We start from the raw sequence: 25,479 nt of genomic DNA on the forward strand, positions 1-25,479 counted from the left end.
TATCATTAAAAATCCCCCGGAAACCGGGGGATTTTTGGGTTGCAGTGTAAAGACTATTTGTTAATCTTTGTTACCACACCAGCACCAACGGTACGGCCGCCTTCGCGGATAGCAAAGTTCAAACCTTGCTCCATAGCGATTGGCGCGAGCAACTTAACCTTGAAGGTTACGGTGTCGCCTGGCATGACCATTTCTTTGTCAGCTGGCAGCTCAACTTCACCAGTCACGTCAGTGGTGCGGAAGTAGAACTGTGGCTTGTAACCCTTGGAGAATGGAGTGTGGCGACCGCCTTCTTCCTTCTTCAAGATGTAAACCTCAGCCTCAAACTCGGTGTGCGGCGTAATGGTGCCTGGCTTTGCCAAGACCTGGCCACGCTCAATGTCAGTCCGCTCAATACCGCGTAGCAAGACACCAGCGTTGTCGCCTGCTTGACCCTGATCCAGAGACTTCTTAAATGCCTCAATACCGGTCACCACTGATTTCTGAGTTGGGCGGATACCAACGATTTCAACCTCGTCGTTCAGCTTAACAACACCCTGCTCAATACGACCGGTTGCCACAGTACCGCGACCCTTGATTGAGAAGACGTCCTCAATTGGCATAATGAATGGCTTGTCCATGTCGCGTGGTGGCTCTGGGATGTAGTTATCCATCGCGTCAACCAGCTCCATGATAGCGTCTTCGTACTTCTCGTCGCCTTCTAGCGCCTTGAGAGCTGAACCCTTGATAATTGGAGCATTCTCATCAAAGCCGTTCTTAGCAAGCAGCTCGCGAACTTCTTCTTCGATCAGCTCGACCATATCTGCGTCAGCCATGTCCATCTTGTTGAGGAAGACAACGATCTTTGGCACGCCAACCTGCTTTGCTAGCAGCACGTGCTCGCGGGTTTGCGGCATTGGGCCGTCGGTTGCCGCAATCACTAGGATCGCGCCGTCAACCTGGGCAGCACCGGTGATCATGTTCTTGACGTAGTCAGCGTGGCCTGGCATGTCAACGTGTGCATAATGACGGTTTGGTGACTCGTATTCTTGGTGTGAGCTGGCGATAGTAATACCGCGCTGGCGCTCTTCTGGTGCGTTGTCGATCTGATCATACGCAATTGGTTTGTTAACTGCGCTTGGGAGGCGCTTTGCGAGCACTGCCGTAATTGCGGCGGTCAGTGTCGTCTTGCCGTGGTCAACGTGGCCCATAGTACCGACGTTCACGTGCGGCTTGCTTCGGTCAAATGCATCTGCCATTTGTAGAAGTTCTCCTTTACTTAATTATATTTTCACGCGGGTACAGTCCATTAAACAGACCTCACGGCGTATGTTCTTGATTATAACTGGTTTGCAAACTGTTGTAAATAGGGTTTATACTATGAGCATGAGTATCTTTTCTAAGAAAGTAACACCCGAAGCAGTTCGCGCCGGTGTATACCCAAAACGATTATCGTATGACGAGCGTCAGGAGCTAAATGCCGAGTATGATCGTCGTCATCAAACCAGTCTACCGAAGCTACCCTCCTTAAGTATTGCCTTCCTTCTAACCATAGCGCTCGCAGCAACCTGGATGTTCATCAAGCTCACCACCTTATTTATCAAGGCCAGCGGACAGTCTGCCGTCTTTCTATTATTCTTTCTATTTATCTTCATCGCGATCTGCTACGGTGTCACATTTTTCTACGTCAAGCGCACCCTTGATAGGCTCAGCGTTAGTGGCACAAAATTTGTTATCGTTTACGTCGCACTCATTAGTGTCGTACTCGGGTGCTGCCACCAACTCGGTGTCGCTCCCTTTCATACACTTCTGTCACTGCCGCTCCCAACTTTGTTGGTCGCTACTGGTGGACACTACGTTGCGACGAGTATACTCGCCAAATGCTGCGTCCATTTTGAGTGGTAATATCGATGATTGTATTATATACAACAGTTTCTTACAGGGGTAGATTGTTGTAATTATTACTTTTTGTTTATTATTTTCTCTGTGATGTCGTATACTGAAGAATGTGTATCAGTTAATGCTAAAGGAGAAATAATGTATGTGTGGAATTGTTGGCTATATTGGTGAACGCGAGGCGCAGAACATCCTCGTCGCCGAGCTCAAGCGGCTCGAGTACCGCGGCTATGACAGCGCCGGAATTGTCACCCTGTCGGGTTCTGCCACACCAACCCTGCTGCGCACCAAAGGCAAGGTGGCAGCGCTGGAAGAGCTTGTCGGACAACATAAGACGAGCGATACGGTCGGCATCGGACACACCCGCTGGGCAACGCATGGTGAACCAAGTAAACGCAATGCTCACCCACACCATGTTGGCGAGATTTATCTGGTACATAACGGTATCATTGAGAACTACCAAGACCTTAAAACGATGCTTTCTGGCCATGAGTACGAGTTTAAGAGCGATACCGATAGCGAGGTGTTGGCAGCCCTGATTGACTATCTACGGCGTGACTCGCCGGATCTACTGACAGCAGTCACTGGCGCGTTGAAAATGGTGGTTGGAGCGTATGGCATTGCAGTGCTTGACACCACGAACCCCGAAGAAATTATCGTGGCTCGCCAAGGCAGCCCGCTGATCATTGGCGTCGGAGATGGCGAAACATATATCGCTAGTGACGCCTCGGCGCTGGTTGGCTACACCAATCAAGTGGTGTATCTACACGATGGTGAAATCGGCCGCTGCACTCGGCACGGACTAGAGTTACAAACAATCGAATCACGGAAGCTTGACGTTAAAATCGAAATGCTCGACATGGATATGCAGGCGATTCAGAAGCAAGGCTTTGACCATTTCCTCGCCAAAGAAATTTATGAACAACCAACCAGCCTCACCTCCACTCTGGCCGGCCGCGTACTGCCTGAACAGAAATATGCGCGCCTCGGCGGTCTCAACATGAGCGATGATGAACTACGCCAAGTCAAACATGTTATCATCGTTGGCTGCGGCACTGCCTACTTTGCTGGTGTGCAGGCCAGCTACTTTATCGAGCAACTGACCGATGACGTGACTATCAGCGTCGAGATTGCCAGCGAGCTACGCTACCGCGCATTCAATGTACCTGAGCACTCGGTCGCTATGATTGTTAGCCAGAGTGGCGAAACGGCCGATACCCTTGCCTGCTTGAATGAATTGAAGCGGCGTGGCGTCAAGTGCCTCGGCGTCGTCAATGCCGTCGGCAGTACAATCGCCCGAGCGGTTGATGGCGGCGTGTACTTGCACGTTGGCGCCGAGATTAGTGTCGCCAGCACCAAGGCCTTTACCTCACAAGTCGCCGCTCTGACGATCTTTGGTATCATGCTCGCCAATGCCAAGGGCACCAACCCACAATTTATTGATGAATTTGTGCAAGAATTAGCGATACTACCAAGCGAGATCCAAAAAGTCCTCGATAAACAAGGTGCCGAGATACCTTCCATCGCTAGGGCGTATGCTGATTACAATCACGCACTCTATATCGGTCGTGATACGCTGTATCCGATCGCTATGGAGGGTGCGCTAAAACTCAAGGAGGTGAGTTACATTCATGCTGAAGCGTATGCCGCTGGCGAGCTGAAGCATGGCCCGATTGCCCTGATCGATGATCGTTTCTTTGAAGTCTGCTACCTCCAAGACAACTGGCTGTACGAGAAGTCGCAGAGCAACTTGATCGAGATGAACACTCGTGGCGCTCATGCCATTGTTATCACCGATACGACGAAAAAGGTGCCAGGCGAAACCGTTATCCGCGTCTCAACCAAATTGACGCACCTCACGCCGCTCTTATTCAATGTCGTGTCGCAGCTCCTAGCCTATCACGTGGCTGTCAGGCGCGGTCATGATGTCGATCAGCCACGCAATCTGGCCAAGAGCGTGACGGTCGAATAATGCTCTCGCGCTAGTGGCGATAGTACGTCGCTAAAAACGCCTCGCGAAACTCGTAAAATGTTCCGTCCTCTAGGCTGGCACGAATATCATCAACTAGTTTGACGATAAATCGTTCATTGTGGATCGACAGCAGCGTGCCAGCCAGAGATTCGCGGGCGTGGAGTAAATGACAGAGATAGGCGGCAGTATAATTCCTGCAAGTATAGCAATCGCAATCTTCCATAATTGGTTCAAACAGTTCGCGGTATTTTTGGCCGCGAACATTGACTCGACCACACGGCGTGTAGGCCGCGCCGTTTCTGGCCACGCGCGTCGGACTGACACAGTCAAAGGTATCAATTCCCTGCTCAATCGCCGCAAAGATATCGTCCGGCTCAGAAATACCGAGCAAATGCCGTGGCTTGTTCTCGGGCAAGATTTGATTGACCCACTGAATCGTCTGCGCCATGGTTTCCTTTTCCAGCGCGCCACCGATGCCGTAGCCATCAAAGTTCATTGCACCTAGAAACGCAGCCGTTTGCTTGCGCAGATCCTCGTAATTTGCACCCTGCAGCACGGCAAATAACGCTTGATACGGCTTGTCGGGACGAGCCTTGCGCAGACGTTTCACTTCCGCCAAACTGCGCTCCGCCCACGCATGCGTCCGTGCCAAAGCCTCCACTTGATACTCATACGGATCAATCAGCGAGGTCAGCTCGTCAAAAGCGAAGGTAATATCCGCGCCAATGCCCGCCTGAATCTGCATAGATAACTCTGGCGTAAATTTGTGGTACGAGCCGTCGAGGTGCGATTTAAACATCACACCATTTTCATCCACCCAAGCGTGGCGCGACGATTTTTTAGCGATGGCAATTTCCTCATCAACATCAGTACTCATCGCCAAAACTTTCTTAAAACCCGAACCCAGACTCAGCACCTGAAAGCCACCACTATCAGTGAACGTCGGCCCGCCCCAGTGCATAAACTTGCCCAAATAGCCAGCCTTCTCGATGAGCTGATGGCCTGGCTGCAAATACAGATGATAGGCGTTCGCCAGCACCGCCTGCGCACCAACATCCGCCACCATCTCGGGCAACATCGCCTTAACATTAGCCTTAGTGCCGACCACGATAAATGCCGGAGTCTTGATATCCCCGTGCGGCGTGTGAATAACGCCAGTGCGCGCCAGCGTGCCATCAAATCGCGAAGTGATTTCAAAAGAAAATGGTTTCATTTGATAGATTATATCAGTTTTTTCCGCTACACTATAACCATGAGCAAGAAAACGCTGGTTGAGCTTGACCCGTGGTTAGCACCGCATGAGGGCGTCATCAACGCCCGCGAGGCGTATGTTTCGTCGACGTTAAAGAAGGTTTTGGATGGAAAATCGCCGGCGGATTTTGCGCTGGGATTTCGTCATTTTGGACTGCACCGCGCTCAAGATGGTTGGATTTTTAGAGAATGGGCGCCAAACGCTACACGCGTAGTGATGGTTGGCGAGTTCTCCGATTGGCAAGAGCGCGAGGAATTTGCCCTGCAACCTGGCGCGCATGGCGAATGGAATGTTGATTTGCCGAAAGACGCGCTGCACCACGGCCAGAAATATAAACTGCGCGTCTATTGGCCTAACGGCGACGGCTGGCGCTTGCCATCATATGCCACCTACGTCGTCCAGGATGATGATTCGGTGGATTTTTCAGCCGTCGTTTGGCAGCCTGATGAGCCATATCAGTGGCAGCATGACATTCCGCCTGCGCCAAACGTGCCGCTGATTTACGAGGCTCATGTCGGCATGAGTAGCGAAGAGGAAAAGGTTGCCAATTTCAATGAATTTACCGCCAATATCCTACCGCGTGTCAAACAAGCCGGCTATAACACCATCCAGCTGATGGCCATCGCCGAACACCCGTACTACGGCAGTTTTGGCTATCATGTTAGTAATTTTTTCGCCGTGTCATCGCGCTTTGGCACGCCCGATGATTTTAAGCGGTTAGTTGACGCGGCGCACGGACTAGGACTGCGCGTTATCATTGATATCGTCCACGCTCATGCCGCTAAAAATGAGGTCGAGGGCCTCGGCAATTTTGCGGGCAGCCCGACGCAATACTTCAAAGCTCACGACCATCCAGCGTGGGATTCGCGGCTGTTTGATTATGGCAAGCCGGAAGTGCTGCACTTTTTGGCTAGCAATTGCCGCTGGTGGTTGGATGAATACCACGTTGACGGCTTTCGGTTTGACGGTGTGACCAGTATGCTGTATCACGACCACGGTTTGGGCAAAAGCTTCACCAGCTATGACGATTATTTTGGCGACGATGTAGATAAGGACGCACTGGTCTATCTCAGACTGGCAAATGACGTCATTCACGCTGTTCGCCCCGATGCCATGACCATTGCTGAGGAAATGAGCGGGCTGCCGGGTTTGGCGGCGCCGACAGAATACGGCGGCCTGGGTTTTGATTATCGTTTGGCGATGGGCGCGCCCGACCTCTGGATTAAAACACTGAAAGAAAAGCGCGACGAAGATTGGGATTTGGGCGAGTTGGTACATACGCTGAGCTCGCACCGCCCAGAGGAAAAAGTCATCACCTACGCCGAGAGTCATGATCAAGCCTTGGTTGGCGACAAAACGCTGATTTTTCGACTAATTGATAAAGAAATGTATTGGCATATGGATAAGGCCGACCTTGACCTGACCGTGGAGCGTGGCATAGCCCTGCACAAACTAATTCGGCTGCTGACCGCCGGACTGCACGGCGGCGGCTACCTCAACTTTATGGGTAATGAATTTGGGCATCCCGAGTGGATCGACTTTCCGCGCCAAGGTAATCATTGGTCGTTCAAATATGCGCGGCGCCAGTGGAGTTTACGCGACAATGGTTTTCTCAAATACCAATGGTTGGGCGAATTTGACGCGGCGCTGATGAAAATCATCCAAGCAGTTGACGACCCAGGCACTCACTACCTCACCATTCGCCAGCACGATCACGTGGTTAGTTTCATGCGCGACAATCTGCTGTTTATTATGAATTTCTCGCCCAGCCAGTCGTGGACGGATTACGGCGTACCAGCGGCGGCTGGGTCATACCGAGTAGCGCTCAGTAGCGACGACCAGCAGTTTGGCGGGCAGGGCCGGGTTGATCCTAACGGCCGCTACTTTACGACGCCACATAACGGCGAGCACATTATGCGTGTATACATACCGACACGAAGTGGCCTCGTGCTACAAAAAGATTGACCGCGAAGCTATGTTAGTATGAATACCCTACCATGATCTTGACTACTGTGCTAATTCTTTGACCATCTCAGACAGAATCGGAATGACGTTCATTTCGAACCACGGATTGTGCGCCCGCCAGCGGAAGTTAAGCGGTGATGGATGGACAAGTGGAAAATAATGAGGCAGATACTCCATATAATGCGCGACTGTTTCGGTCAGGTTGCGCTTCGCCTGCTTGTCGAGATAGTATTGCTGAGCATGAGCACCAACTAAAATCGTCAGCCTCACATCCGGCATCTGTGCTAGCAGCCGTGGATGCCACTTTTTGGCAAACTCCGGTCGCGGCGGTAAATCACCATGCGCAGCCTTACCTGGATAATAAAAATCCATTGGCATTAGAGCAAACAAATCAGGATCATAAAATTGTTCATCAGTAACCCCCAGCCACTGACGCAACGTGCGACCACTGGCATCATTCCATGGCGTGCGTGTTTCCTGCGCTATTCGTCCCGGCGCCTGACCAACCAGCACGATACGTGAGCGGGGTGAAGCGGTATAGACTGGCGGCCAACCACGAGCGTGAAACGAAGCATTCATACTATCTTGATCGATTTCATCATATAGCAACGGCCTGGTCATCACGTTAGTATATCACAATCATTCTATACTGTTCACGCTTCAGGCTACCCTTCGTCAATATTATGTGATATATTGTTCACATGGATATAAACTCAAAAAATATCATAGCCACCTTGATCTCGCTCGGCATCCCGCCAGCCTCGGCAACGATCATACATTGCCTCCTTGTCGCCCCACCGTACCACCATAGCCACACGAGCCTGCATGAGCAAACTGGCTTTAGCAAGGCGGCCATTACTGGCGGGCTACGCTACCTAGAAACACTTGATATGATCTCCTACCAAACAGACAGTTCACGGCGGCAGCATATCGCTCTTGATATCAAGCCGTTAGTCACCTACACTCAACAACGTATGCTGCTGTTCGACAAACTGGCTGACGAATTACATGCAGCATCAGCCGAACAAGCAGACGGTGAGTTTTCATCGGATATCGCCACGGTAGCTGAGCTGTATAGCGCAATCAACGAAACAATTTGGCAGGCTATAACGACCTGGGAAGAGCAATATACCTCTACTCATCCATTGAAGTAAGATATTCTTCCAGGAAATCGCCCCACTCCGGTGCATTCTTTTCTCGAAAATAGGCACGAAGAAAGGTGACCATAGTTTGCTGACGAACTAACGCTTCGTCTCGGCCCGGGTCGGTCATCATAATCTTTGGCAACTTCAACAACTTCTCAAAGAAATAATTAATAAAGCTATCACCATCATGCGTGCCACCATTGGCGTTATATCGATGCGCATCAATGTTCACATCAGGCCAAACAGTTGGATCAAATATCCGACAACTACCGTGATTCACTGCATAAATAAGCGCCCGCTCAATACCGCACGCCCCAATCGCATCACACATATCAGCGTCAGACACCAGCTGACCAGCTAGACGCTCTGGCCGCACACCATGTAGATAACGACTATAGCCAATCCGAGCAATATTATGACGCACCGCATCCTGCAAATCAGCCGCAACACCAGCTTTCGCCATAATTGACGTGGCATTATTAAGTTTATCCGCCTGCTTTTTGCCAACTAATTTATAATCATCAACATCGTGCAGCCATGCCGTCAGTAGCACTTCGTCCATCGAGGCCGCTTCTTTATGCTCATTCGCGAATCGCTCTGCTAGCCGTGCCACACGCTCAACGTGATCGTCGCTATGGCCTGACGTATCGTCGCCAAGCAGTCGGCAAACTTCCCGTCTTACTATCGTCATTGATTTGTTCATAGACTTTATTATACACCCTATGCAAGTTATGGACGTAAATCTATTTATTAGCTACGAAATCCCAAGGTGCATAATACATCATACACGCTCGGAACAACGTAAACTAGTTCGCGCAGCATGATATCAACCGGTGCTGTTCGTGAAAAGATTGGTTTCTTTAGTGCGAGAGCATAACCGATCTCCATCGCAGCACTTATGCCAACATAGCCTTTGGGGGCATGCAGTAAAATAAAATCAGACTGCTCAATAGCCCGTAAATGCCAGTTTTCTATCTCTCGAGGCGACAGGCCAACTTCTGCAGTATCAACAACAAATTCACCGTCCATAAAGTCCACTCGTCGCGGTGACAATACCTGACAGCCGGTTACGGCTAGCTCGTCGTAAGCGCGCCGCAGCCCGCCAATATCGCGCCTGTACGACCCGCACAATACCGCACGTGCTGCCCGCGGCCTAGAACTCCGCACTACCATATTCATATATTATTTCAGTCAGCTCGCCTCACCCATTGATACACGCCGTGATTTCTCGCAAAAAACTCTTGTACTTTTTTGGCTCATCACGCATCTCATCGAGTGTACGCCAGGTATTTCTACCGCCCTCAAACTGTACGGCCAATTTACCCGAAAATACCTTGCAAAACATCAGGTGAAAGATCTTGTCTTCAATAATTTCACCTGTTTGCGCATGGCGCACACGTTCATGGTATACCCCGCAATGAACAAACTCACCCCGTAACCCCGTCTCCTCCGTCAATTCACGCGAGGCCGCATCGACGATTGACTCGGCCCACCGCACTTTGCCAGTAGGCGCACCCCAAAACCCATAGTAGGGATGTTTGAGCCGTTGTTGTAATAAATATTGTTTTTCTCCATTACGCTCACGTTCAATCACGAGCATGACTGCCACCTTTGGCTGCCGCTCAATAACACCGGCATCAGTATCAAGCTTATTCGCATACTCTTTGCCCTTGACCGAGAGACAGTACCCGCCGTCGACTTTCTGCACATAACCTAGCTCAACGAGCCGTTTGATATGAAATTTGATATGATCGCTTTCCAGGCCGCTTGCTTTTTGTAGTGTTGCGAAATTAGCCACTGGCAAAAATAACAACTCTCGCAAAATTTTCGTTTGTGCCTCATGGATCTTTGCTTCAAAACTCATATCGTCTCCTTTTGGCTCTAGTGTAGCGCGATCAGATTAGAAAAACTAGGGAAGTCGACTTCCCTAGTGTAGAGACATAGACACGTCACGCTCCCTTGGCTACCTTTTATTCATAGTACGCTAACATTCTTCCATCAGTTGACAGCCAACCCACCTCTGTTATACAATGAAATTTGTATTATTATCGTGAGTCTTGGTCACCCGAGCCCACCATAGCAGATCGTGGATGACCTATCTTTATATCAAAATATAAATCTAAGGAGTTTTACCTTGCGACAACAACACGCAAAAACAACATTACAATTACTATGGCGAGCATCGCGTCCATATAAATGGCGGCGCAATCTAGCTCTCATCATAACTACATTAACCCTAGTGGTAGGCACAATTGTCGGGCCACTGATTATCGCACAGCTCCTGGATATGATTCAACATGGTCAGCTACAGACCGGCTCTGTGTGGACATTGGTAATTTTCTATGGCATAAGTCAGCTATGGTCAGAGATTATTGGGTGGCGAATAGTACTGTATTTGATGTGGACGCTAGAAACCATTATGCAGCGCGACATCGCAAACAAGGTATTCGCCAAGCTATCTGGCGAGACCATGTTTTTCCACTCCAACAAATTTGGCGGTTCGCTCGTCAGCCAAAACAGCAAGCTCAGTAGCTGTGTTGAGCGATTTTGGGATGAGCTAGTATGGGCAGTACTGCCGCTGGTCATCTCACTCACCGGATCAATTGTTATCCTGTCAATGTTACTCTGGCAGTACGCGCTCTTTCTATTCATGTTCTCGATCATCTTTGGCGTAGCCGTCTTCTTTGGATCGCGTCCGATGGCCAAATTAAGTAGGCGTGAGGCGGAGGCCAGCAACAAAGTAAGCGGCAACCTCGCTGACATGGTGTCAAATGTGCTTGCTGTCAAGTCATCCAGTGCTGAAAAAATCGAGCAGCAGCGATTTGATAAAACGAATCGTGCATGGCGCAAGGCTAGCCTGGCCACCATGCGAGGGTTCCTCACTGTCAGCAGTGTTTACTCAACAATAAATACCAGCATCCGAATCGGTGCTATCGTGTTCGCTATTTATGCAGCACAGCATAATATCGTTTCAGTTGCAGCGGTGTACTTAATCATCACCTACACTGGTAGTGTTGCCCGTGAGCTGTGGAATATGAATAGCATTATGCGAAATTATAACCGGATCATCGGTGACGCCCATGAGATGGTCGAGATATTACACACACCAACATCACTTGTTGACAAGAGTGATAAAAAGCTTCACGTCGATCGCGGTGTCATTGATTTTGATACCGTGACCTTTACGCATGACGAGGGTAAAGGCGCAACCTTGTTCCACAATTTTTCACTGCATATTACGCCAGGCGAAAAGGTCGGGCTGGTTGGTTCTAGTGGTTCGGGCAAGACGACTCTGACGAAATTGCTGCTGAGATTTGCCGACATCGACTCGGGCACAATCATGATTGACGAGCAGGACATTGCCGAGGTCACACAGGCCAGCCTCCGTTCGCAGATCGCTTACGTGCCACAGGAGCCGCTACTATTTCATCGTTCAGTGCGCGAGAACATTGCCTATGGCAGGGCCGACGCTACTGATGCCGAGATTGAACAAGCAGCCAAAAAGGCGGGGGCCTATGATTTTATTACTCAGCTGCAGGACGGCTTTGACACACTGGTCGGTGAGCGCGGCGTAAAGTTATCGGGTGGACAGCGCCAGCGCATCGCTATCGCTCGGGCCATCGTGAAAGATGCGCCAATCTTAGTCCTCGACGAGGCGACCTCGGCGCTTGATTCTGAGTCAGAAGTTCTAATCCAAAAATCACTCAAGACACTGATGAAAAACCGTACCTCAATCGTCATTGCTCATCGACTTTCAACAATCGCCAAGCTTGATCGAATCATCGTGATGCATAATGGCAAGATAGTCGAGGATGGCTCGCATGATCAGCTCATTAAGCATGGCGGCCACTACGCAAAACTGTGGCAGCATCAATCTGGCGGCTTTATTGACGCCTAACCAGCACAGTCTCTAGGTAGTATGCTATAATGCATAATGATATGATGCACGCGTTTATTGATTTTATTGTTCATTTTGGTGTTGTCGCGATTTTGCTGGTTGTCTTTGCCGAATCGGGCCTACTCTTTGGCTTTATCTTTCCAGGCGACAGTCTACTGTTCACGGCTGGCTATATGGTTCAGCAGCATATTTTGCCAATTGATATTCATTTCTTTGCGCTCCTGCTCTCATTAATGGCTATTCTCGGCGACAGTGTCGGTTACGCATTTGGACATAAAGTTGGCCGTAAATTATTTGAACACAAAAACTCTCGCTTCTTTAAGAAGAAATATCTCGTGCAAGCCGAAAAGTTTTACGAAAAGCATGGCTCACTTACTGTGGTGCTGGCACGGTTTGTACCGATTGTGCGTACGTTTGCGCCAATCGTGGCCGGCGCTAGCAAGATGCACTATCGAACTTTTATTATTTTTAATATTATCGGTGGTGTTATTTGGGCCACGCTTTTCACCTACCTTGGATTCTTTGCTGGCAAGGCGCTCACCGACGCTGGTGTTAATATAGAAGTCGCCGCACTGATTATCATCTTCTTGTCAGTGCTGCCAATGATCATTCACGCCCTCAAGCAGGAGCATACTCGCGCGGCGTTGCGCCAACAAGTATCAGTCCTGCTCGGCAAAACTCGCCGCAAAAAGCAATAAGCCTTCATGATAAAGCCTGCTCGTTAGTAGCTATACGTCCAACTACAGCAAACTTTTCAGATACCTACCGGTAAATGATTCTGGCACGTTGGCGACTTCTTCTGGCGTGCCGCTCGCCACCACCGTACCGCCGCCGAGACCGCCCTCAGGCCCCATATCGATAATCCAGTCGGCCGATTTGATAACATCCAGATTGTGTTCAATGATGATCATACTGTTACCGCCATCAACCAGCTGCTGTAAAATACCCAGCAGCCGCTTAACGTCGGCAGAATGCAGTCCAGTTGTCGGCTCGTCTAAAATATACATCGTCTTGCCCGTCGAGCGCTTGGAGAGTTCCGTCGCCAGTTTAATCCGCTGCGCCTCGCCGCCCGAAAAGGTAGTTGCCGGCTGGCCAAGCTTGATATAGCCAAGGCCGACTTCCACCAGCGTCTGTAGTTTCCGAGCGATATTAGGCACACTATCAAAGAAATCGGCTGCCTGCTCGACTGTCATATCGAGCACGTCAGCAATGGTCTTATTTTTATATTTAATCTCTAATGCCTCGCGGTTATAGCGCTGGCCATGGCACTCGTCGCACTGGACGTAGACATCCGGCAAGAAATGCATTTCGATCTTGATCATACCGTCGCCTTGACAATTCTCGCAGCGGCCGCCCTTTACATTAAAGCTGAACCGCCCCGCTTTATAGCCGCGGACATTAGCCTCGGGGGTACTGGCAAACAGTTCGCGAATTGGCGTAAAAATACCAGTGTAGGTCGCTGGGTTAGAGCGCGGCGTGCGGCCAATTGGCGACTGGTCGATGACGATGGCTTTATCCAGCTGCTTGATACCCTCAATTTTATCGTGTGCCCCTGGTACATCGCTGGCCCGATTAAGCCGTGCCGCTAATTCTTTGGCGACAATATCATTGACTAGCGTCGACTTACCGCTACCTGAGACGCCCGACACCACTGTCATCAGGCCCAAGGGAAACGCCACGTCGATCTGCTTCAAATTGTTCTCGCGAGCCCCGCGGACGATTAGTTGACGGCTCGCATCAACCTGGCGGCGATGTTTTGGTACGGCAATTTTTTCTGCACCCGACAGATACCGGCCAGTCACGCTATCTGCACATTTGGCTACCTCTTCAGGAGAACCCAGCGCCACCACCGCGCCGCCATGCACACCAGCGCCTAGGCCCATATCGATCAAAAAGTCACTCTGCCGAATGGTATCCTCGTCGTGTTCGACTACCAGCACCGTATTACCGAGGTCGCGCAGACGCTTCAGCGTAGCAATCAGTCGGTCATTATCGCGCTGATGCAAACCAATCGACGGCTCATCCAGCACGTATAGCACGCCCTGCAAACCGCTGCCAATCTGCGTCGCCAGCCGAATTCGCTGCGCCTCGCCACCGCTTAGTGTATTAGCCGCCCGCCCTAACTCCAAATAATTCAGCCCGACATTACTCATAAAGCCGAGGCGGGCGGTAATCTCTTTCAAAATAAGCCGCGCAATCATCGCTTGCTGCTCGTTCAATGTTAACTTGTGAGTGAACAAATCAAGCGCGTCATCAACGCCAAGGTCGCAAATATCCATAATATTCAGGCCCTGCACCGTTACCGCCAGGACAACCGGCTTTAGCCGCGCACCGCCGCAAACATAACAATCCCGCTGGCGCATAAACCGCTCAATGTCCTTGCGCATAAATTCGCTATCGGTTTCTTTCCAGCGCCGCTCCAAATTGGGAATCACTCCTTCATAGGTTGTATCGTAATGCCGCCCATTGCCAAGCTGTACTGGATATTTCTGATCGCCCGTACCGTAGAGTACCTTCTGGCGCGCCTCATCAGACAACTGCCCGACCGGTGTCCGGATACTGAAACCATGCGCCTCGGCTACCGCCGAAATCTTGCGCATGTAAAAGTTATCGACATTGATCCTGTTGTATGGCCGAATCGCACCCTCAGCAATCGTCAGGTTTTCGTTCAGTACTAAATTAGGATCGACCTCCAATCGACTGCCAAGTCCGGTACAGCTCGGACAGGCCCCTTGCGGTGCATTAAAACTAAATAGACGCGGCTCAAGCTCTGGAATCTCCTCATCCGGATGGTCAACACAGGCATAACGCTGCGAAAACATCTTCAACTCATCCGTATCAGCATCCAGCACCTCGACAACCCCCTGCCCAAGCTCCAGCGCCTGCTCGACGCTCTGACTCAACCGGCTAGTTAGGTCATTGTTCATTGCCAGGCGATCAACCACTAACTCAATACTGTGCTTGTAACTTTTCTGTAACTGCGGAAACTCATCCAGCGCATACACCACGCCATCCACGCGCACCCGGGCGTAACCTAACCGTCGATACTGCTCTGGAATGTGCGCAAACTCGCCCTTCTTATTTTTGACAATTGGCGCGAGTAGCAGCAATCGCTTGCCATCATATTGCTTGGCAATCTCCTGGATGATCGCCTCGGCTGTGCGGCGCGACACTGGTTTATGGCAGCGCGTACCGTCTGGTTTGAGAGCCGGACAATGCGGCGTGCCAATCCGCGCAAACAAGAGGCGCAGATAATCATAAATCTCGGTCACCGTCGCCACGGTTGAACGCGGATTACGGCTGGTTGACTTTTGATCAATTGAAATTGCCGGACTCAGGCCCTCAATGCTATCAACATCCGGTTTATCCATAATGCCTAAAAATTGCCGCGCGTAGCTCGACAAACTCTCGACGTAGCGGCGCTGCCCCTCGGCGTAAATCGTGTCAAACGCTAGTGACGACTTACCGCTGCCACTCAGACCAGTGATCACCACTAATTTATCGCGCGGGATCTCCACGTCAATATTTTTCAGATTATGTTCACGAGCGCCCTTGACGCGAATTACCTCTGGCATATCTGGTCTATTATACCGAATAGGCGTTTATTTTTCCAGCCGCGGGGAGTGAGGTGACCTCCCTTGACATCATGCTTTGCTGTACTTGTAGCAACATATTATGCTTATGATTGCAAATATAATAATCGGCTGTTATAGTAAAATACATGAAGAGGTTTGTGATCATCTGTGGAATTGCTGTTGCCGTCGCAACCTTGTTCTATGTGACCCGCGAAGAGTGGTTTTCATTCGTAACGATAGGCCGAGTTCCGTTCACTAGCATGATCCTACCGGCGGCCGTCATGATGGGGTTTTGGATGATCATTGTGCCGGTATGTATCGTCTGGGGCAAGTCGATCAGCATTACCTTCTGGAATAGTATCGAGATGCTCGGGAGACTTGATCAACGTCGTATCAACCGACAGGTCCGCCTGGCAGCACGAGCTCGTCACACCGCAACGCAACAGGTTAGTCTAGCGATGGTTGCCGCGTGGTTAGTGGTAACCCAACGCTACGTGACACACACTGACACTGCTACGAAAGCGGATGATCAGTCAACTGCGCGATTAGCTGTCGCAACAAATTAAATACGCTATGCCTCGCTTATTCAATCTGATCTGTTTCTATAACGTCAGCTTCTGCTCTTTGCCTCATCTTGCACCCAGACTATCCCAAGTAGCGAAACGGTGCTCACCAATATCCGCCGCCAACTCACGCCAATAATTGATACCAAGTGCCTGTGATGATAAGTGGATGTTTAGCGTCAATGTAACCACGAAGCGGCCGGCTTTTACCCAGCTGCTATTTGTTTCTCTGCCAAAGCAGTCGACTTATAGCGCTGAACAGCCGAATTATATAATTGCCACGCTGTCATCGGGATGCCCAATCGCCTCCCCTCAGCTAGCACCTCGTCATATCCAGCCAGCCATTCACCAAATCCGTGCTTCATATGACCTGTTACCATATCAACAACATCAGGCTGTTGAAGTGCATGCTGCATTATCGGAGTTGCCACCCTTAGTGGCATTATTGATAATACATTAAGGGGGAAAACTCGCCACACTGCAACACCTTGATGACGACATAGGGACATACCATCACGAAGTGCCATAATTAGCCGTCGAATCGCCCCTGGGTCGTGCGTTAATGCCGAGAAACTACCGCTGCTAGCTATGGCGCCAGCGGTCGCTGACTGCTGGAGATAATGAACCTTCATCCAATCAAGCAGATGAGCATCATAGCTAGTTGCCACACCAGCCTCTTTTAAATGCTGCATAAACAACTTTGCTCCCGCCTTTATGCCACCAACCCGCGTCGGTGTCGGAAAGACAATAACCTTTATGCCATGATCATCACGCCCACCGCCAACACTGGAAGGAAAGGCGATAAAATAATCATCAGGCGATATATATTGATCAACCTCACCAGCCAGATGCCAATTGTTTTGCATAAATCCAATCCACCTAGCCTTCGGCTGATACTTTGCTAGCATCGGTAGTACCGATTGAAGCTGACAGCGATTCACCGTCACTAGTATAACGTCGTAATAACCTTCTGGCGACGTGATACACTGTGGGTGAAATACTGTCGACTGATACGTATCGTTACGCTGGCGCAAATCCTTTATAGCAAGCGGCACGCCTTGCGACACCTTCTCATACCGCTCAGGCAGCGCTAGCACATCAACATCATGGTGTGCCGTTAATAAATACGCGTACGTCAGACCGATTGTTCCCGCGCCATAAATCAGGTACCGCATCCTATTCCTCGGTCGGCACTATTGCCTCTGCCCACAGTTGCAATTCTTGTAAGATAAACTGCTGCTCATCGGTCGCTGTCGAGGCTAGCCGCTGCAGAGACGCCATAAATTGTGGTAGTTGCGCCTGCAGGTGTCGGGCCCGCCATGCTTCCCATTGCGTTAGATCATCTTCGCTGAGTGAGCGCGGAAAGTTGCGCGCTTTGTAGTGGAGCAGCAGCGGCGCCAACCGCTCGTCCTGAAACTCCGGATGAAAATCAGCTAGCTCGCGCTCATCGGCATTGCGCACCGCTTCTACTCGCAGGCGATCACGGTCATTCAAAAAGCCATCATATAGTTGCGCTTCCGGATCGGGCAGTTTTTTGAAGGCTGGCTTGTTTTCAAAAATAGTCCGTAATTTTTCAGCAAAATCTGGGTGGCCCAGTAATATATTTTGGTGTTTTTGGACAGTTGCTAGGTCAAGCGAAATCTTCTGCCAGCCATCGCCCTGCTCCAGTACACCCAGCGGCGCCACTGCCGGACAGCGATTGTACTGCAACTCTTTGACTGGCAATTTGACGAAGTCCTCAGCTTGCCGCTCCTCCCAGGAAGCAAATATTTTCTTCGCCAATTCCTCCGCACTCAACCCAACAAACGGTGTCGGATCATACCGCAGATCATAGACAAATATGCCGCCGTTTCGACTGGTTATCAGCGGAAATGCCACCGTAGTTTTAGCAAATTCTTTATCGTAGCGCCCGCTGGCATAGACAAACGGTTTTTTGTCGTCCACATTGACCAGCTGCTGGACTAATTTTTTATCACGCATTTTTAGTAAGTAGTCATACAGCTGCGGCTGCTTTTGCTTGATCAATTTCGTCACAGCGATCAGTGCCGTCACGTCCGCCAGAGCATCATGAGCATTTTCGTGCGCAATGCCATTGGCACTGGTGATGAGTTCCAGGCGATTGCTTGGCTCACCCTTAGCATCAAGCGGCCACTTGACTCCTTCCGGCCTCAGTGCCCTGGTCAACCGCACCACATCCAGCAAGTCCCAACGCGAGCGACCATCTTTCCAGCTCCATTCGTACGGATCATGAAAATTGCGCCACAACAAATGACGAATAAATTCGTCGTCAAACCGAATATTATTAAAGCCAACCGCAATAGTATCCGGCGTGAAAATCTCCTCACTCAACATCCGGGCAAATTGCGCCTCGGTGTAGCCTTCCTCGACCGTTTTTTGCGGCGTGATGCCGGTTACCATCAGCGCATCAGGACTTGGCAAGGTGTCATCATTCAGCGTCACTAGCAGATTATACGGCTCACCAATTGGCTCGAGGTTCATGTCTGTCCGCTGCCCAGCAAACTGCATGATGCGGTCTTGCCGCGGATTTAATCCACTCGTCTCGAGGTCGTAGAAGAAGAATGTTCGCGCCATATAACCCTACCCCTTGTCTATCGCCCGATATATTACTTCAAATGGCCGATGCTTAATTTGATTAATTGTACCCGTCACAAAGACGTCCTTTGATGGACAATAAAAAGCAAAACTACCACTCATACCACTATGACCGATAATCTCTGGTGCTGGAACAAACGGAGACAATATTCGCGGAATTTTGAGTTGCATCATCCCGCTTCCGTACTTGAGCGGCACAAATTGAATAGGTCGAAAAGTAGGATTAGTAATGTGTTTTTGAGAAAATAACTTGCCGCCGAAAAATGCTCGCAAGAACTGCATTAACTCGTTATTAGTTGAGACTATACCACCCTGTGCCATTTGTGTTGATAGATATTTCGGGAGCATGACTATACGGTCGCCATTATAAACCGGCATGATGTCCTTTTCAGATAACGTATGGTAGTGCGTCTTAGTGAAGCCAAGCGGTCGGCAGATAATTTCTTCAAGCAGCTTAGGCAATGTCTTACCAGTAGCACACTGACAGATCTCGCCGATTAGGAGTGCATTGATATCGGCGTAATAAGCACGCTCACCGGGTTTACCTTTTGGCGGCAACTCGGCTACCATTTTCAACGCATCCTCTACGTTCACTGGATGGTCGTGCCGCAAGACTTCCTTAAACAACACCGTACCGTCTAGTAATTTATCTACCTCGTAATTTGCAAAGCCTGATGTCTGATCAATCAAATGCCGCAGCGTTACCCCATCGACATTTGGTAGGCCGCCAACCATAGTCGCCGGTAATAGCTCAATCAACCGTGAAGTATAGCTAAGCTGTTTTTGATCAATCAGCCAGAAGGCTAGTGCATCAGTATATAGCTTTGAGATGCTCGCAATCACAAATGGCGAATCGCTGGTCATACCACCTTTTGATAGCTCTGCAATTTTCTTATCATCCCTGTATACTAACAGTGTCGACTGATGAATCTTCTTATTCTTAAAAATCGTATCATTCATAAGCCCGCTCCTAGCCAATCCTAGTATAACATACAACCAACAATCCTCTGCTCTTCGGTTTTTGTGAGCCGGCACAGATACCCGTTGGCCTTTACCTAAAAGAAGCCACGGCCGATCCAGTGTTGCACCTTATCGTGACTATGTATTAACTGATATCCCGGCTCTGCGAGTTACCCGTTATAACAACCAGGGATAAAGCAGCAGCCTACTCTATTCTTTTAATATATCGATTCTTTTACTGCTCAACCAGCGTAAATGGCATCGATTCGCCAATCTGCACTACGGTCTCACCGACTGCACCCTGACGAATTAACTCGTGAGCGATACCCATTTTTCGCATGATATCTCGCAGGCGATTGACCGATTCAAATTGATCAAAGTTAGTGCGGCGAGCAAACTTTTCAATTTTAGCACCGTGGATAATGAAACTGACCACATCTTCGCCGTCTACATTTTCAGGCTCCACGCCAATAACCCGCTCCACCGTCCAGGCGTCAGACGCTGCTTGTGCATCCAGGGCGATTACCGGTAGATCATAGCTCTCCTCCTCAACCATCTCCGCCTCACGTGCCCGATATTCAGTAACTTCACGGCGCAGCAAACGAAGCAGCTCAGTCACGCCAGCATGCGTTTGCGAGGAAATCGCCACTACTGGCGAACCGTTCGCCACATTCTGCAGTGCTGTCGACTGCATAGCAATGATTTCATCATCCAATCCTTCACATTTCGTCAAAGCGATAATCTCTGGACGCGCCGCCAATTCTTCAGAATATTTTTCCAGCTCGCGGCGAATGGTCTGGTATTTTTCCGCTGGGTCATCACTATACGCATCAATCATGTGCAGTAACACGGCTGTCCGCTCAACGTGACGCAGGAACTGGTCACCCAAACCTTTACCTTCCGACGCACCTTCAATCAGCCCCGGAATATCAGCGATCAACACTGAACCATCATCCACATCCGCTACGCCCAAATTTGGCGTCAACGTCGTAAACTCATAGTTAGCAATCTCCGGTCGGGCGTTAGAAACTACGCTTAAGAAGGTCGATTTACCAGCATTCGGAAAGCCAACCAAGCCAACGTCAGCCAGCAATTTTAGTTCCAGCTCTGCCTCAAATTCTTCACCCGCCTCGCCAAGTTCAGCCATCTTTGGTGCTTGGCGCGTACTTGAGGTAAAGTGCGCGTTACCAAAACCACCATCACCACCCCGAGCAACGACCGCTTGTTGCTGGTCTGCCGTCAAGTCTGCCACCACCTTGCCGTCACGCTTGACCAGTGTGCCCATTGGCACTTTGACGACCAGCGGCGAGCCGTTCTTGCCGCGTTTATTGCGCTTACTACCGTCGCCGCCATTTTCTGCTTTTAGTTCTGGCTTGTAGCGAAAATTCAGCAATGTATTGAGGTCTTTGGTCGCCAAAAACACCACATCACCGCCGCGTCCGCCGTCGCCACCATCAGGACCACCCTTATCAACATATTTCTCATGCCGAAAACTGACTGCGCCGTTGCCGCCCTTGCCAGCTCGTACCAACACTTTCGCTGTATCTACAAACATAATTTCAGTATATCAAAAAGCGCCCCCGAGAGATAGCGGAGGCACTTTGTTGCCTTAGAACATCCTAGTGGATAAAGTTATACCGACCAACTTCAGACATCGGGATTGTTCGATGCGTCACGACGTTATACCCAGCATAATTCATGTCGCTAACGTAGATCGTGCCACCTTCAACCCGCTCGACCATACCGACGTGGCCAAGACCGCCACCGCCCCATGTCGTCTGGAAGATTGCCCCTGGTGCCGGTGTATGATTAACAACAAAACCTGCTGCCCGAGCACTTGCCGCCCACGACGTTGCGTTGCCCCAGAAACTACCGATTGGTCGACCAAGTGCTGCTCGCCGCTCGTACACATACCACGTACAGTTGCCAAGAGCGTATCGATTGCCAACTGATGCTCGAGCGTAACCATAGCTGACACCACTGACTGCGCCGCCCGTTGTCCGCCCTGCATAACCCCGACGGCCCGAGCGCGACGCCACGTAACCTGGCTGCTCATTTTCTGGCAACACACCGCCTGGCAAGACAATCCGCGTATCTTTAGCTAGTGCCGCCCCACTTGCCAAGTCGTTATACAATGCCACTCGTTCAGGATTTGCTTTATACTTTTCTGCCAATTTTTCGATGGTGTCGCCGTCCTTAACAGTGTAGACCACACCATCAACCATCGGAATAATCAATGTCTTGCCGGCTTCAACCGCATCAGATGTCGTATTGTTCGCCCAGCGTACCGTCTGTGCTGTCACGTTAAACTTCTTGGCAATAGAATTGATCGTATCACCCTGTTTAGTGACATAAGTCTTGATACCGCGCTGGGCCGACTTTTCTGGCTGGACGATTTGTGGCTTGGAGATAACTTCAGTATCGCCCTGAGCCAGTTCTTTTTTGATCGACAGTGTTGCCGTCGCTTCGCGCAAGTCACCCGCAGTCGGCAGATTAACTGTCTCAGCTAGATCAGTTACCGCATTAGCAGCCGCTAGCTGGTCTACCGAGACCTTATTGGCCTTATTCGTCTCATGAGCTGGGCCAGCAGACGGTGCGACCGGTTGGGAGGCGGACACCGAGCCCTGCCGGCTGGCAACCCCGCCCGTTTGGTAGCTCAATGCCAAAAATGAAACAACTAATAGAAAAATCCCACCGTACGCCGATACTGCGCTTAACTTGAGTTTTTTGCCCCGACGGGCAGATACTTGATTACGAATAACGCTTCTCCCGTGTCAATGTCTCCATCAACACTGACTACCGTACTAAGTCTTTCTTCTCGCACAAGAACAGGATGCATTGTCGACCTAATAATTAGTTAATATTGCTAAACGATTAGTTTTCCGCATCCGTGCGACCGTTCTGGTAGGCCCGCGCGCCTACACGGCGTATACCCTGTATGAGCGCAAGCTTGTTTCCATTATACGCGATCCTCTCATAATTTGTCAATGCTTTATCTTGTAATACACCTCACCCTTTAGCATATACACCAGCCCAACAACAAAGCTCAAAATGACTGCATGTGGCACCACCGCAGACATCGCCATAATCATCGCAAAGAGAATGGTAGCAGGAGCAATATACAACAGTGTCACGACAAGTATGAACGCACATATGAGTGCGAACGGCACTCGCACCATCAAGGTTAGACCAATATTGCGATAACGCAGACCCCGCCTCTGCTTGATTCTCTCCGCCTCAGATAGTTGATCGGCTGAACGCGGCTGCCAGTATGACGCTCCCTTAGGCATCGCGATAATCTTCCATAGCCACAGCGAACCAATAGTCGTACACGCCACCATAAACAATATAGCCGGGAGCGAGTTATTAAAGGCTAGTATAGCACTAAATATCGCACGGGTAACCTCTCGAAGTGCTGAACTAAATGGGCCAACCTGAGAGATATAGAACAGCGCCAATACCACGAATTGCACCACCGGATACACCACAGCCATGGCAAGCGCAGCGATGCGTTGCCGGTACTGGTCAGTTCGACGGGACTGCTTCAAGACAATGAGACCCTGAACGAGGAGTGATGCGATAGCTACGCCAATGACAGCCAGTACTAACGGCATATCCTGAAGGTTCTGAAAGAATAGCGGTAGTTGACCTATGAATACCCCCGTTGAACAAACAAGTATTGCCGCCTCAATGACAATGACTGCCTCACATCGAATATTACGCTCTGGTGAAGATGCAGCTTGTTTCTTAGGTTTATTCTTTGTAGTCGTGGCTGTCGTCTTTGTCATTCGAGGATTTTCTCCTTTCTTTTTGAAGTGTCCTACTGTCTATTATACCAGAGTATTTTTACGTTTTGACGTCAACAAAAATAGCTCGCTATCAAAACTGAGCGAGCTACTGCAAATTCAAACGGGATAACTATCCTTATAAATATTGGTGACCTCACGGAGAATCGAACTCCGATTGCCAGGATGAAAACCTGGTGTCCTGACCGTTAGACGATGAGGCCATCAAACAGGTCGTATTGTAGCAGATTGGCAATATTTTGTCTAGGAATTAGCTGCGGCTGCTGGCTGTGGTAAAAATTGACTTTTACAACATTTTGGTGTATGCTACATAGAGTTATGAGGATAAAGGAGGAAGCTATGCGAAACTTATCATCACTATTCCGCTCGCTATCGCTGCGCCACTATGCCGTTTTAGCGGTAGTCGCAGTTACAGCGGCAGTGCCAACTACATTATGGGCGCTAGATTCTGATCACTCCGCCAACACCAATACCCAAGCGCCGACGAACACAAAACCTACGCCAGTTTACAGCTGTAATGCACTCAGCATTGATCAGTTTTCGGCTACTAGTTTCAAGTTTTCAGTCAAATATTCCGCTCATGGTGGCGCAACCTATAAGACAACAATTTACAAAGTCTACGACGCCAGCGGCAAAGAAGTATACCGAACTGGTAACGAGTTTAAGGGCTTCGCGCCAGGCACGTACACGGTTAAAGCCTTTATCGTCGTTGACGTAAACGGCAAGGAAGAGACGGTGACCAGCGATGCCTGCACCAAACAGGCCACAGTCCCTGGCGAAACCCCGGCTCCACAACCAAAGCCTGAGCCGAAACCACAACCAAAACCTGAACCAAAGCCAGATAAACCACCGAAAATCACTCTAGCGCTTGCCGTCAAGACTACCGTCAATGGTGCGCAACACAAGACAGTCGCCGTCAACGAGGCCTTCACTTACCAGGTAACTGTCATCAACACGGGGACGGTTACGCTGCGGGATACGTACGCCACCAATGCCGCACCACAAGGTGTAACCTATCTAAAGGCGTCTGGTGGCACAATTCAGAATAATACCTGGCAGACATTGATTAGTGAGCTCAAGCCAAATGAGTCAAAAACATTCACTATTGACGCGGTCGTTAAACAATACGTCGCGGGCACATTGACCAGCACAACTTGTCTCAAGAGCGAGCAGGCTTCGCTTGAGGGTCATAGCAATTGCAGCAGCGCTACTATAGAGGTGACTAAGCCGCAGGTCCCGGCTCCCCAACCAAAGCCAGCGCCAACGCCACAACCAAAACAACCAAAGCCAGCACCGGCTGACCCAAAACAACCAAACCCGGCCCAACCAGCTCCACAACCAAAACCTGAACCAAAAACGCCAGACCAGTCGAAGCAGCCATCGACCAACGACAATCAGCAGTCACCATCAGCCTCAGGTGGCGCACAAGCCACCAACCCACCTGCCGCACCGACGACCGTTGGCGAACTACCGCGGACCGGTAACGCCACCGACACGCTCGTTGGTGGACTGGGTCTTGGCGCCCTGCTCACTGCTGGAGTCGCCTACCTCATCAGTCGACGTCATGTGTAAATCATAAATCTGGTTGACGTGGATGCCCCTCGCACCCCGAGGGGCATTTCATGGTACAATAGTATTATGGCAAAACAGAAGAAAAAGCGCTCTAAGAAATACTCTGGCGTTGACGCAGCAACAACTCGGCCCAGTGTCACGCGCATCCAGGCGGTCAGCCGCTCGTCGGCCAGTCAGTGGCTATATGAACGCAAAAAATTACTGCGTGGTGTCGGCATCGGCGTAGTAATAGTCATCATCGTCATTGTGATCATCACTGGCATCATTAGTTTATTCCGGTAAA

Annotated in this window: 22 protein-coding genes and 1 tRNA gene; 9 read left to right on the forward strand and 14 right to left on the reverse strand. The window is 50.1% G+C overall.

Annotated elements, in window-relative coordinates:
• Window positions 1-53 precede the first annotated feature (53 nt).
• On the reverse strand, window positions 54-1,238 hold the full coding sequence (gene tuf, locus FBF29_03285; GenBank protein QJU07706.1) for an elongation factor Tu: 1,185 nt from the start codon (window positions 1,236-1,238) through the stop codon (window positions 54-56).
• 127 nt (window positions 1,239-1,365) lie between these two features.
• On the opposite strand from tuf, the gene FBF29_03290 reads away from it, so the two are divergent.
• Together FBF29_03290 and glmS are read left to right on the forward strand one after the other, a co-directional pair.
• On the forward strand, window positions 1,366-1,884 hold the full coding sequence (locus tag FBF29_03290; protein ID QJU07707.1) for a hypothetical protein: 519 nt from the start codon (window positions 1,366-1,368) through the stop codon (window positions 1,882-1,884).
• Window positions 1,885-2,020: 136 nt separating this feature from the next.
• Entirely contained in the window at window positions 2,021-3,847 is a 1,827-nt protein-coding gene (gene glmS / locus FBF29_03295) for a glutamine--fructose-6-phosphate transaminase (isomerizing) (protein QJU07708.1), read from the forward strand.
• Window positions 3,848-3,857: 10 nt separating this feature from the next.
• Here the strand turns inward: glmS and tgt are convergent, their stop codons facing one another.
• Complete coding sequence (gene tgt, locus FBF29_03300) at window positions 3,858-5,060, reverse strand: tRNA guanosine(34) transglycosylase Tgt (protein QJU07709.1); 1,203 nt, start codon at window positions 5,058-5,060, stop codon at window positions 3,858-3,860.
• A 39-nt stretch (window positions 5,061-5,099) separates the two neighbouring features.
• Here tgt and FBF29_03305 point away from each other — a divergent pair, with 39 nt between their 5' ends.
• Window positions 5,100-7,064: a 1,4-alpha-glucan-branching enzyme gene (locus FBF29_03305; protein QJU07710.1), complete on the forward strand. Its 1,965-nt coding sequence runs from the start codon at window positions 5,100-5,102 to the stop codon at window positions 7,062-7,064.
• A gap of 42 nt (window positions 7,065-7,106) precedes the next feature.
• Here the strand turns inward: FBF29_03305 and FBF29_03310 are convergent, their stop codons facing one another.
• Window positions 7,107-7,685, reverse strand: coding sequence for a uracil-DNA glycosylase family protein (locus FBF29_03310; GenBank protein ID QJU07711.1), 579 nt, complete (start codon window positions 7,683-7,685; stop codon window positions 7,107-7,109).
• 80 nt (window positions 7,686-7,765) lie between these two features.
• Here FBF29_03310 and FBF29_03315 point away from each other — a divergent pair, with 80 nt between their 5' ends.
• Entirely contained in the window at window positions 7,766-8,218 is a 453-nt protein-coding gene (locus FBF29_03315; protein ID QJU07712.1) for a hypothetical protein, read from the forward strand.
• On the opposite strand, the gene FBF29_03320 is transcribed toward FBF29_03315, so the two are convergent.
• The 3 genes from FBF29_03320 to FBF29_03330 are packed head-to-tail and all read right to left on the reverse strand — an operon-like array spanning window position 8,199 to window position 10,073.
• Window positions 8,199-8,912: a hypothetical protein gene (locus FBF29_03320; protein ID QJU07713.1), complete on the reverse strand. Its 714-nt coding sequence runs from the start codon at window positions 8,910-8,912 to the stop codon at window positions 8,199-8,201. The two genes, FBF29_03315 and FBF29_03320, sit on opposite strands and share 20 nt — an antisense overlap.
• 47 nt (window positions 8,913-8,959) lie before the next feature.
• A complete protein-coding gene (locus tag FBF29_03325; GenBank protein ID QJU07714.1) occupies window positions 8,960-9,382 on the reverse strand; it encodes a hypothetical protein in 423 nt (140 codons plus the stop codon).
• A 28-nt stretch (window positions 9,383-9,410) separates the two neighbouring features.
• The gene (locus FBF29_03330) at window positions 9,411-10,073 is read right to left on the reverse strand and encodes an NUDIX hydrolase (GenBank protein ID QJU07715.1); all 663 of its coding nucleotides are present in this window, start codon (window positions 10,071-10,073) and stop codon (window positions 9,411-9,413) included.
• Between the two features lie 270 nt (window positions 10,074-10,343).
• On the opposite strand from FBF29_03330, the gene FBF29_03335 reads away from it, so the two are divergent.
• Both FBF29_03335 and FBF29_03340 read left to right on the forward strand, forming a co-directional pair.
• Window positions 10,344-12,107: an ABC transporter ATP-binding protein gene (locus FBF29_03335; protein QJU07716.1), complete on the forward strand. Its 1,764-nt coding sequence runs from the start codon at window positions 10,344-10,346 to the stop codon at window positions 12,105-12,107.
• 44 nt (window positions 12,108-12,151) lie between these two features.
• A complete protein-coding gene (locus FBF29_03340; protein ID QJU07960.1) occupies window positions 12,152-12,805 on the forward strand; it encodes a DedA family protein in 654 nt (217 codons plus the stop codon).
• 42 nt (window positions 12,806-12,847) lie between these two features.
• Here the strand turns inward: FBF29_03340 and uvrA are convergent, their stop codons facing one another.
• Window positions 12,848-15,682 (reverse strand): excinuclease ABC subunit UvrA, encoded by a 2,835-nt coding sequence (gene uvrA, locus FBF29_03345; GenBank protein ID QJU07717.1) that lies wholly within the window; start codon window positions 15,680-15,682, stop codon window positions 12,848-12,850.
• Window positions 15,683-15,828: 146 nt separating this feature from the next.
• Here uvrA and FBF29_03350 point away from each other — a divergent pair, with 146 nt between their 5' ends.
• Entirely contained in the window at window positions 15,829-16,248 is a 420-nt protein-coding gene (locus FBF29_03350) for a hypothetical protein (protein ID QJU07718.1), read from the forward strand.
• A 203-nt stretch (window positions 16,249-16,451) separates the two neighbouring features.
• Here the strand turns inward: FBF29_03350 and FBF29_03355 are convergent, their stop codons facing one another.
• The 7 genes from FBF29_03355 to FBF29_03385 form a co-directional block, all read right to left on the reverse strand.
• Window positions 16,452-17,420 (reverse strand): ketopantoate reductase, encoded by a 969-nt coding sequence (locus FBF29_03355; GenBank protein ID QJU07719.1) that lies wholly within the window; start codon window positions 17,418-17,420, stop codon window positions 16,452-16,454.
• A 1-nt stretch (window position 17,421) separates the two neighbouring features.
• Window positions 17,422-18,837 (reverse strand): exodeoxyribonuclease I, encoded by a 1,416-nt coding sequence (sbcB, locus tag FBF29_03360; protein QJU07720.1) that lies wholly within the window; start codon window positions 18,835-18,837, stop codon window positions 17,422-17,424.
• A gap of 6 nt (window positions 18,838-18,843) precedes the next feature.
• Window positions 18,844-19,818 carry a beta-lactamase family protein gene (locus tag FBF29_03365; protein QJU07721.1) on the reverse strand — a complete coding sequence of 325 codons (975 nt, stop codon included), beginning with the start codon at window positions 19,816-19,818 and terminating at the stop codon, window positions 18,844-18,846.
• A 235-nt stretch (window positions 19,819-20,053) separates the two neighbouring features.
• A complete protein-coding gene (obgE, locus tag FBF29_03370) occupies window positions 20,054-21,373 on the reverse strand; it encodes a GTPase ObgE (protein QJU07722.1) in 1,320 nt (439 codons plus the stop codon).
• 64 nt (window positions 21,374-21,437) lie between these two features.
• Entirely contained in the window at window positions 21,438-22,478 is a 1,041-nt protein-coding gene (locus tag FBF29_03375; protein QJU07723.1) for a LysM peptidoglycan-binding domain-containing protein, read from the reverse strand.
• Window positions 22,479-22,802: 324 nt separating this feature from the next.
• A complete protein-coding gene (locus FBF29_03380) occupies window positions 22,803-23,606 on the reverse strand; it encodes a hypothetical protein (GenBank protein QJU07724.1) in 804 nt (267 codons plus the stop codon).
• Window positions 23,607-23,752: 146 nt separating this feature from the next.
• Window positions 23,753-23,827, reverse strand: a tRNA-Glu gene (locus FBF29_03385).
• A 100-nt stretch (window positions 23,828-23,927) separates the two neighbouring features.
• Between FBF29_03385 and FBF29_03390 the strand changes: the two genes are divergently transcribed.
• Together FBF29_03390 and FBF29_03395 are read left to right on the forward strand one after the other, a co-directional pair.
• A complete protein-coding gene (locus tag FBF29_03390; protein ID QJU07725.1) occupies window positions 23,928-25,196 on the forward strand; it encodes a DUF11 domain-containing protein in 1,269 nt (422 codons plus the stop codon).
• A 66-nt stretch (window positions 25,197-25,262) separates the two neighbouring features.
• Entirely contained in the window at window positions 25,263-25,478 is a 216-nt protein-coding gene (locus FBF29_03395; GenBank protein ID QJU07726.1) for a hypothetical protein, read from the forward strand.
• The last annotated feature ends 1 nt before the right edge of the window (window position 25,479 follow it).

The sequence above is a fragment of the Candidatus Saccharibacteria bacterium oral taxon 488 genome, from assembly GCA_013099015.1.
GTDB lineage: Bacteria > Patescibacteriota > Saccharimonadia > Saccharimonadales > Saccharimonadaceae > Nanosynbacter.

Bases quoted from the DNA above. Each gene is read 5' to 3' on its own strand.
- FBF29_03395 (QJU07726.1), top strand. From the start codon at position 25,263: ATGGCAAAACAGAAGAAAAAGCGCTCTAAGAAATACTCTGGCGTTGAC.
- glmS (QJU07708.1), top strand. From the start codon at position 2,021: ATGTGTGGAATTGTTGGCTATATTGGTGAACGCGAGGCGCAGAACATC.
- tgt (QJU07709.1), bottom strand. From the start codon at position 5,060: ATGAAACCATTTTCTTTTGAAATCACTTCGCGATTTGATGGCACGCTG.
- FBF29_03365 (QJU07721.1), bottom strand. From the start codon at position 19,818: ATGAATGATACGATTTTTAAGAATAAGAAGATTCATCAGTCGACACTG.
- FBF29_03355 (QJU07719.1), bottom strand. From the start codon at position 17,420: ATGCGGTACCTGATTTATGGCGCGGGAACAATCGGTCTGACGTACGCG.
- FBF29_03350 (QJU07718.1), top strand. From the start codon at position 15,829: ATGAAGAGGTTTGTGATCATCTGTGGAATTGCTGTTGCCGTCGCAACC.
- FBF29_03310 (QJU07711.1), bottom strand. From the start codon at position 7,685: ATGACCAGGCCGTTGCTATATGATGAAATCGATCAAGATAGTATGAAT.
- FBF29_03390 (QJU07725.1), top strand. From the start codon at position 23,928: ATGCTACATAGAGTTATGAGGATAAAGGAGGAAGCTATGCGAAACTTA.
- FBF29_03325 (QJU07714.1), bottom strand. From the start codon at position 9,382: ATGGTAGTGCGGAGTTCTAGGCCGCGGGCAGCACGTGCGGTATTGTGC.
- FBF29_03290 (QJU07707.1), top strand. From the start codon at position 1,366: ATGAGTATCTTTTCTAAGAAAGTAACACCCGAAGCAGTTCGCGCCGGT.
- tuf (QJU07706.1), bottom strand. From the start codon at position 1,238: ATGGCAGATGCATTTGACCGAAGCAAGCCGCACGTGAACGTCGGTACT.
- FBF29_03320 (QJU07713.1), bottom strand. From the start codon at position 8,912: ATGAACAAATCAATGACGATAGTAAGACGGGAAGTTTGCCGACTGCTT.
- FBF29_03305 (QJU07710.1), top strand. From the start codon at position 5,100: ATGAGCAAGAAAACGCTGGTTGAGCTTGACCCGTGGTTAGCACCGCAT.
- FBF29_03330 (QJU07715.1), bottom strand. From the start codon at position 10,073: ATGAGTTTTGAAGCAAAGATCCATGAGGCACAAACGAAAATTTTGCGA.
- sbcB (QJU07720.1), bottom strand. From the start codon at position 18,837: ATGGCGCGAACATTCTTCTTCTACGACCTCGAGACGAGTGGATTAAAT.
- obgE (QJU07722.1), bottom strand. From the start codon at position 21,373: ATGTTTGTAGATACAGCGAAAGTGTTGGTACGAGCTGGCAAGGGCGGC.
- uvrA (QJU07717.1), bottom strand. From the start codon at position 15,682: ATGCCAGAGGTAATTCGCGTCAAGGGCGCTCGTGAACATAATCTGAAA.
- FBF29_03340 (QJU07960.1), top strand. From the start codon at position 12,152: ATGCACGCGTTTATTGATTTTATTGTTCATTTTGGTGTTGTCGCGATT.
- FBF29_03380 (QJU07724.1), bottom strand. From the start codon at position 23,606: ATGACAAAGACGACAGCCACGACTACAAAGAATAAACCTAAGAAACAA.
- FBF29_03315 (QJU07712.1), top strand. From the start codon at position 7,766: ATGGATATAAACTCAAAAAATATCATAGCCACCTTGATCTCGCTCGGC.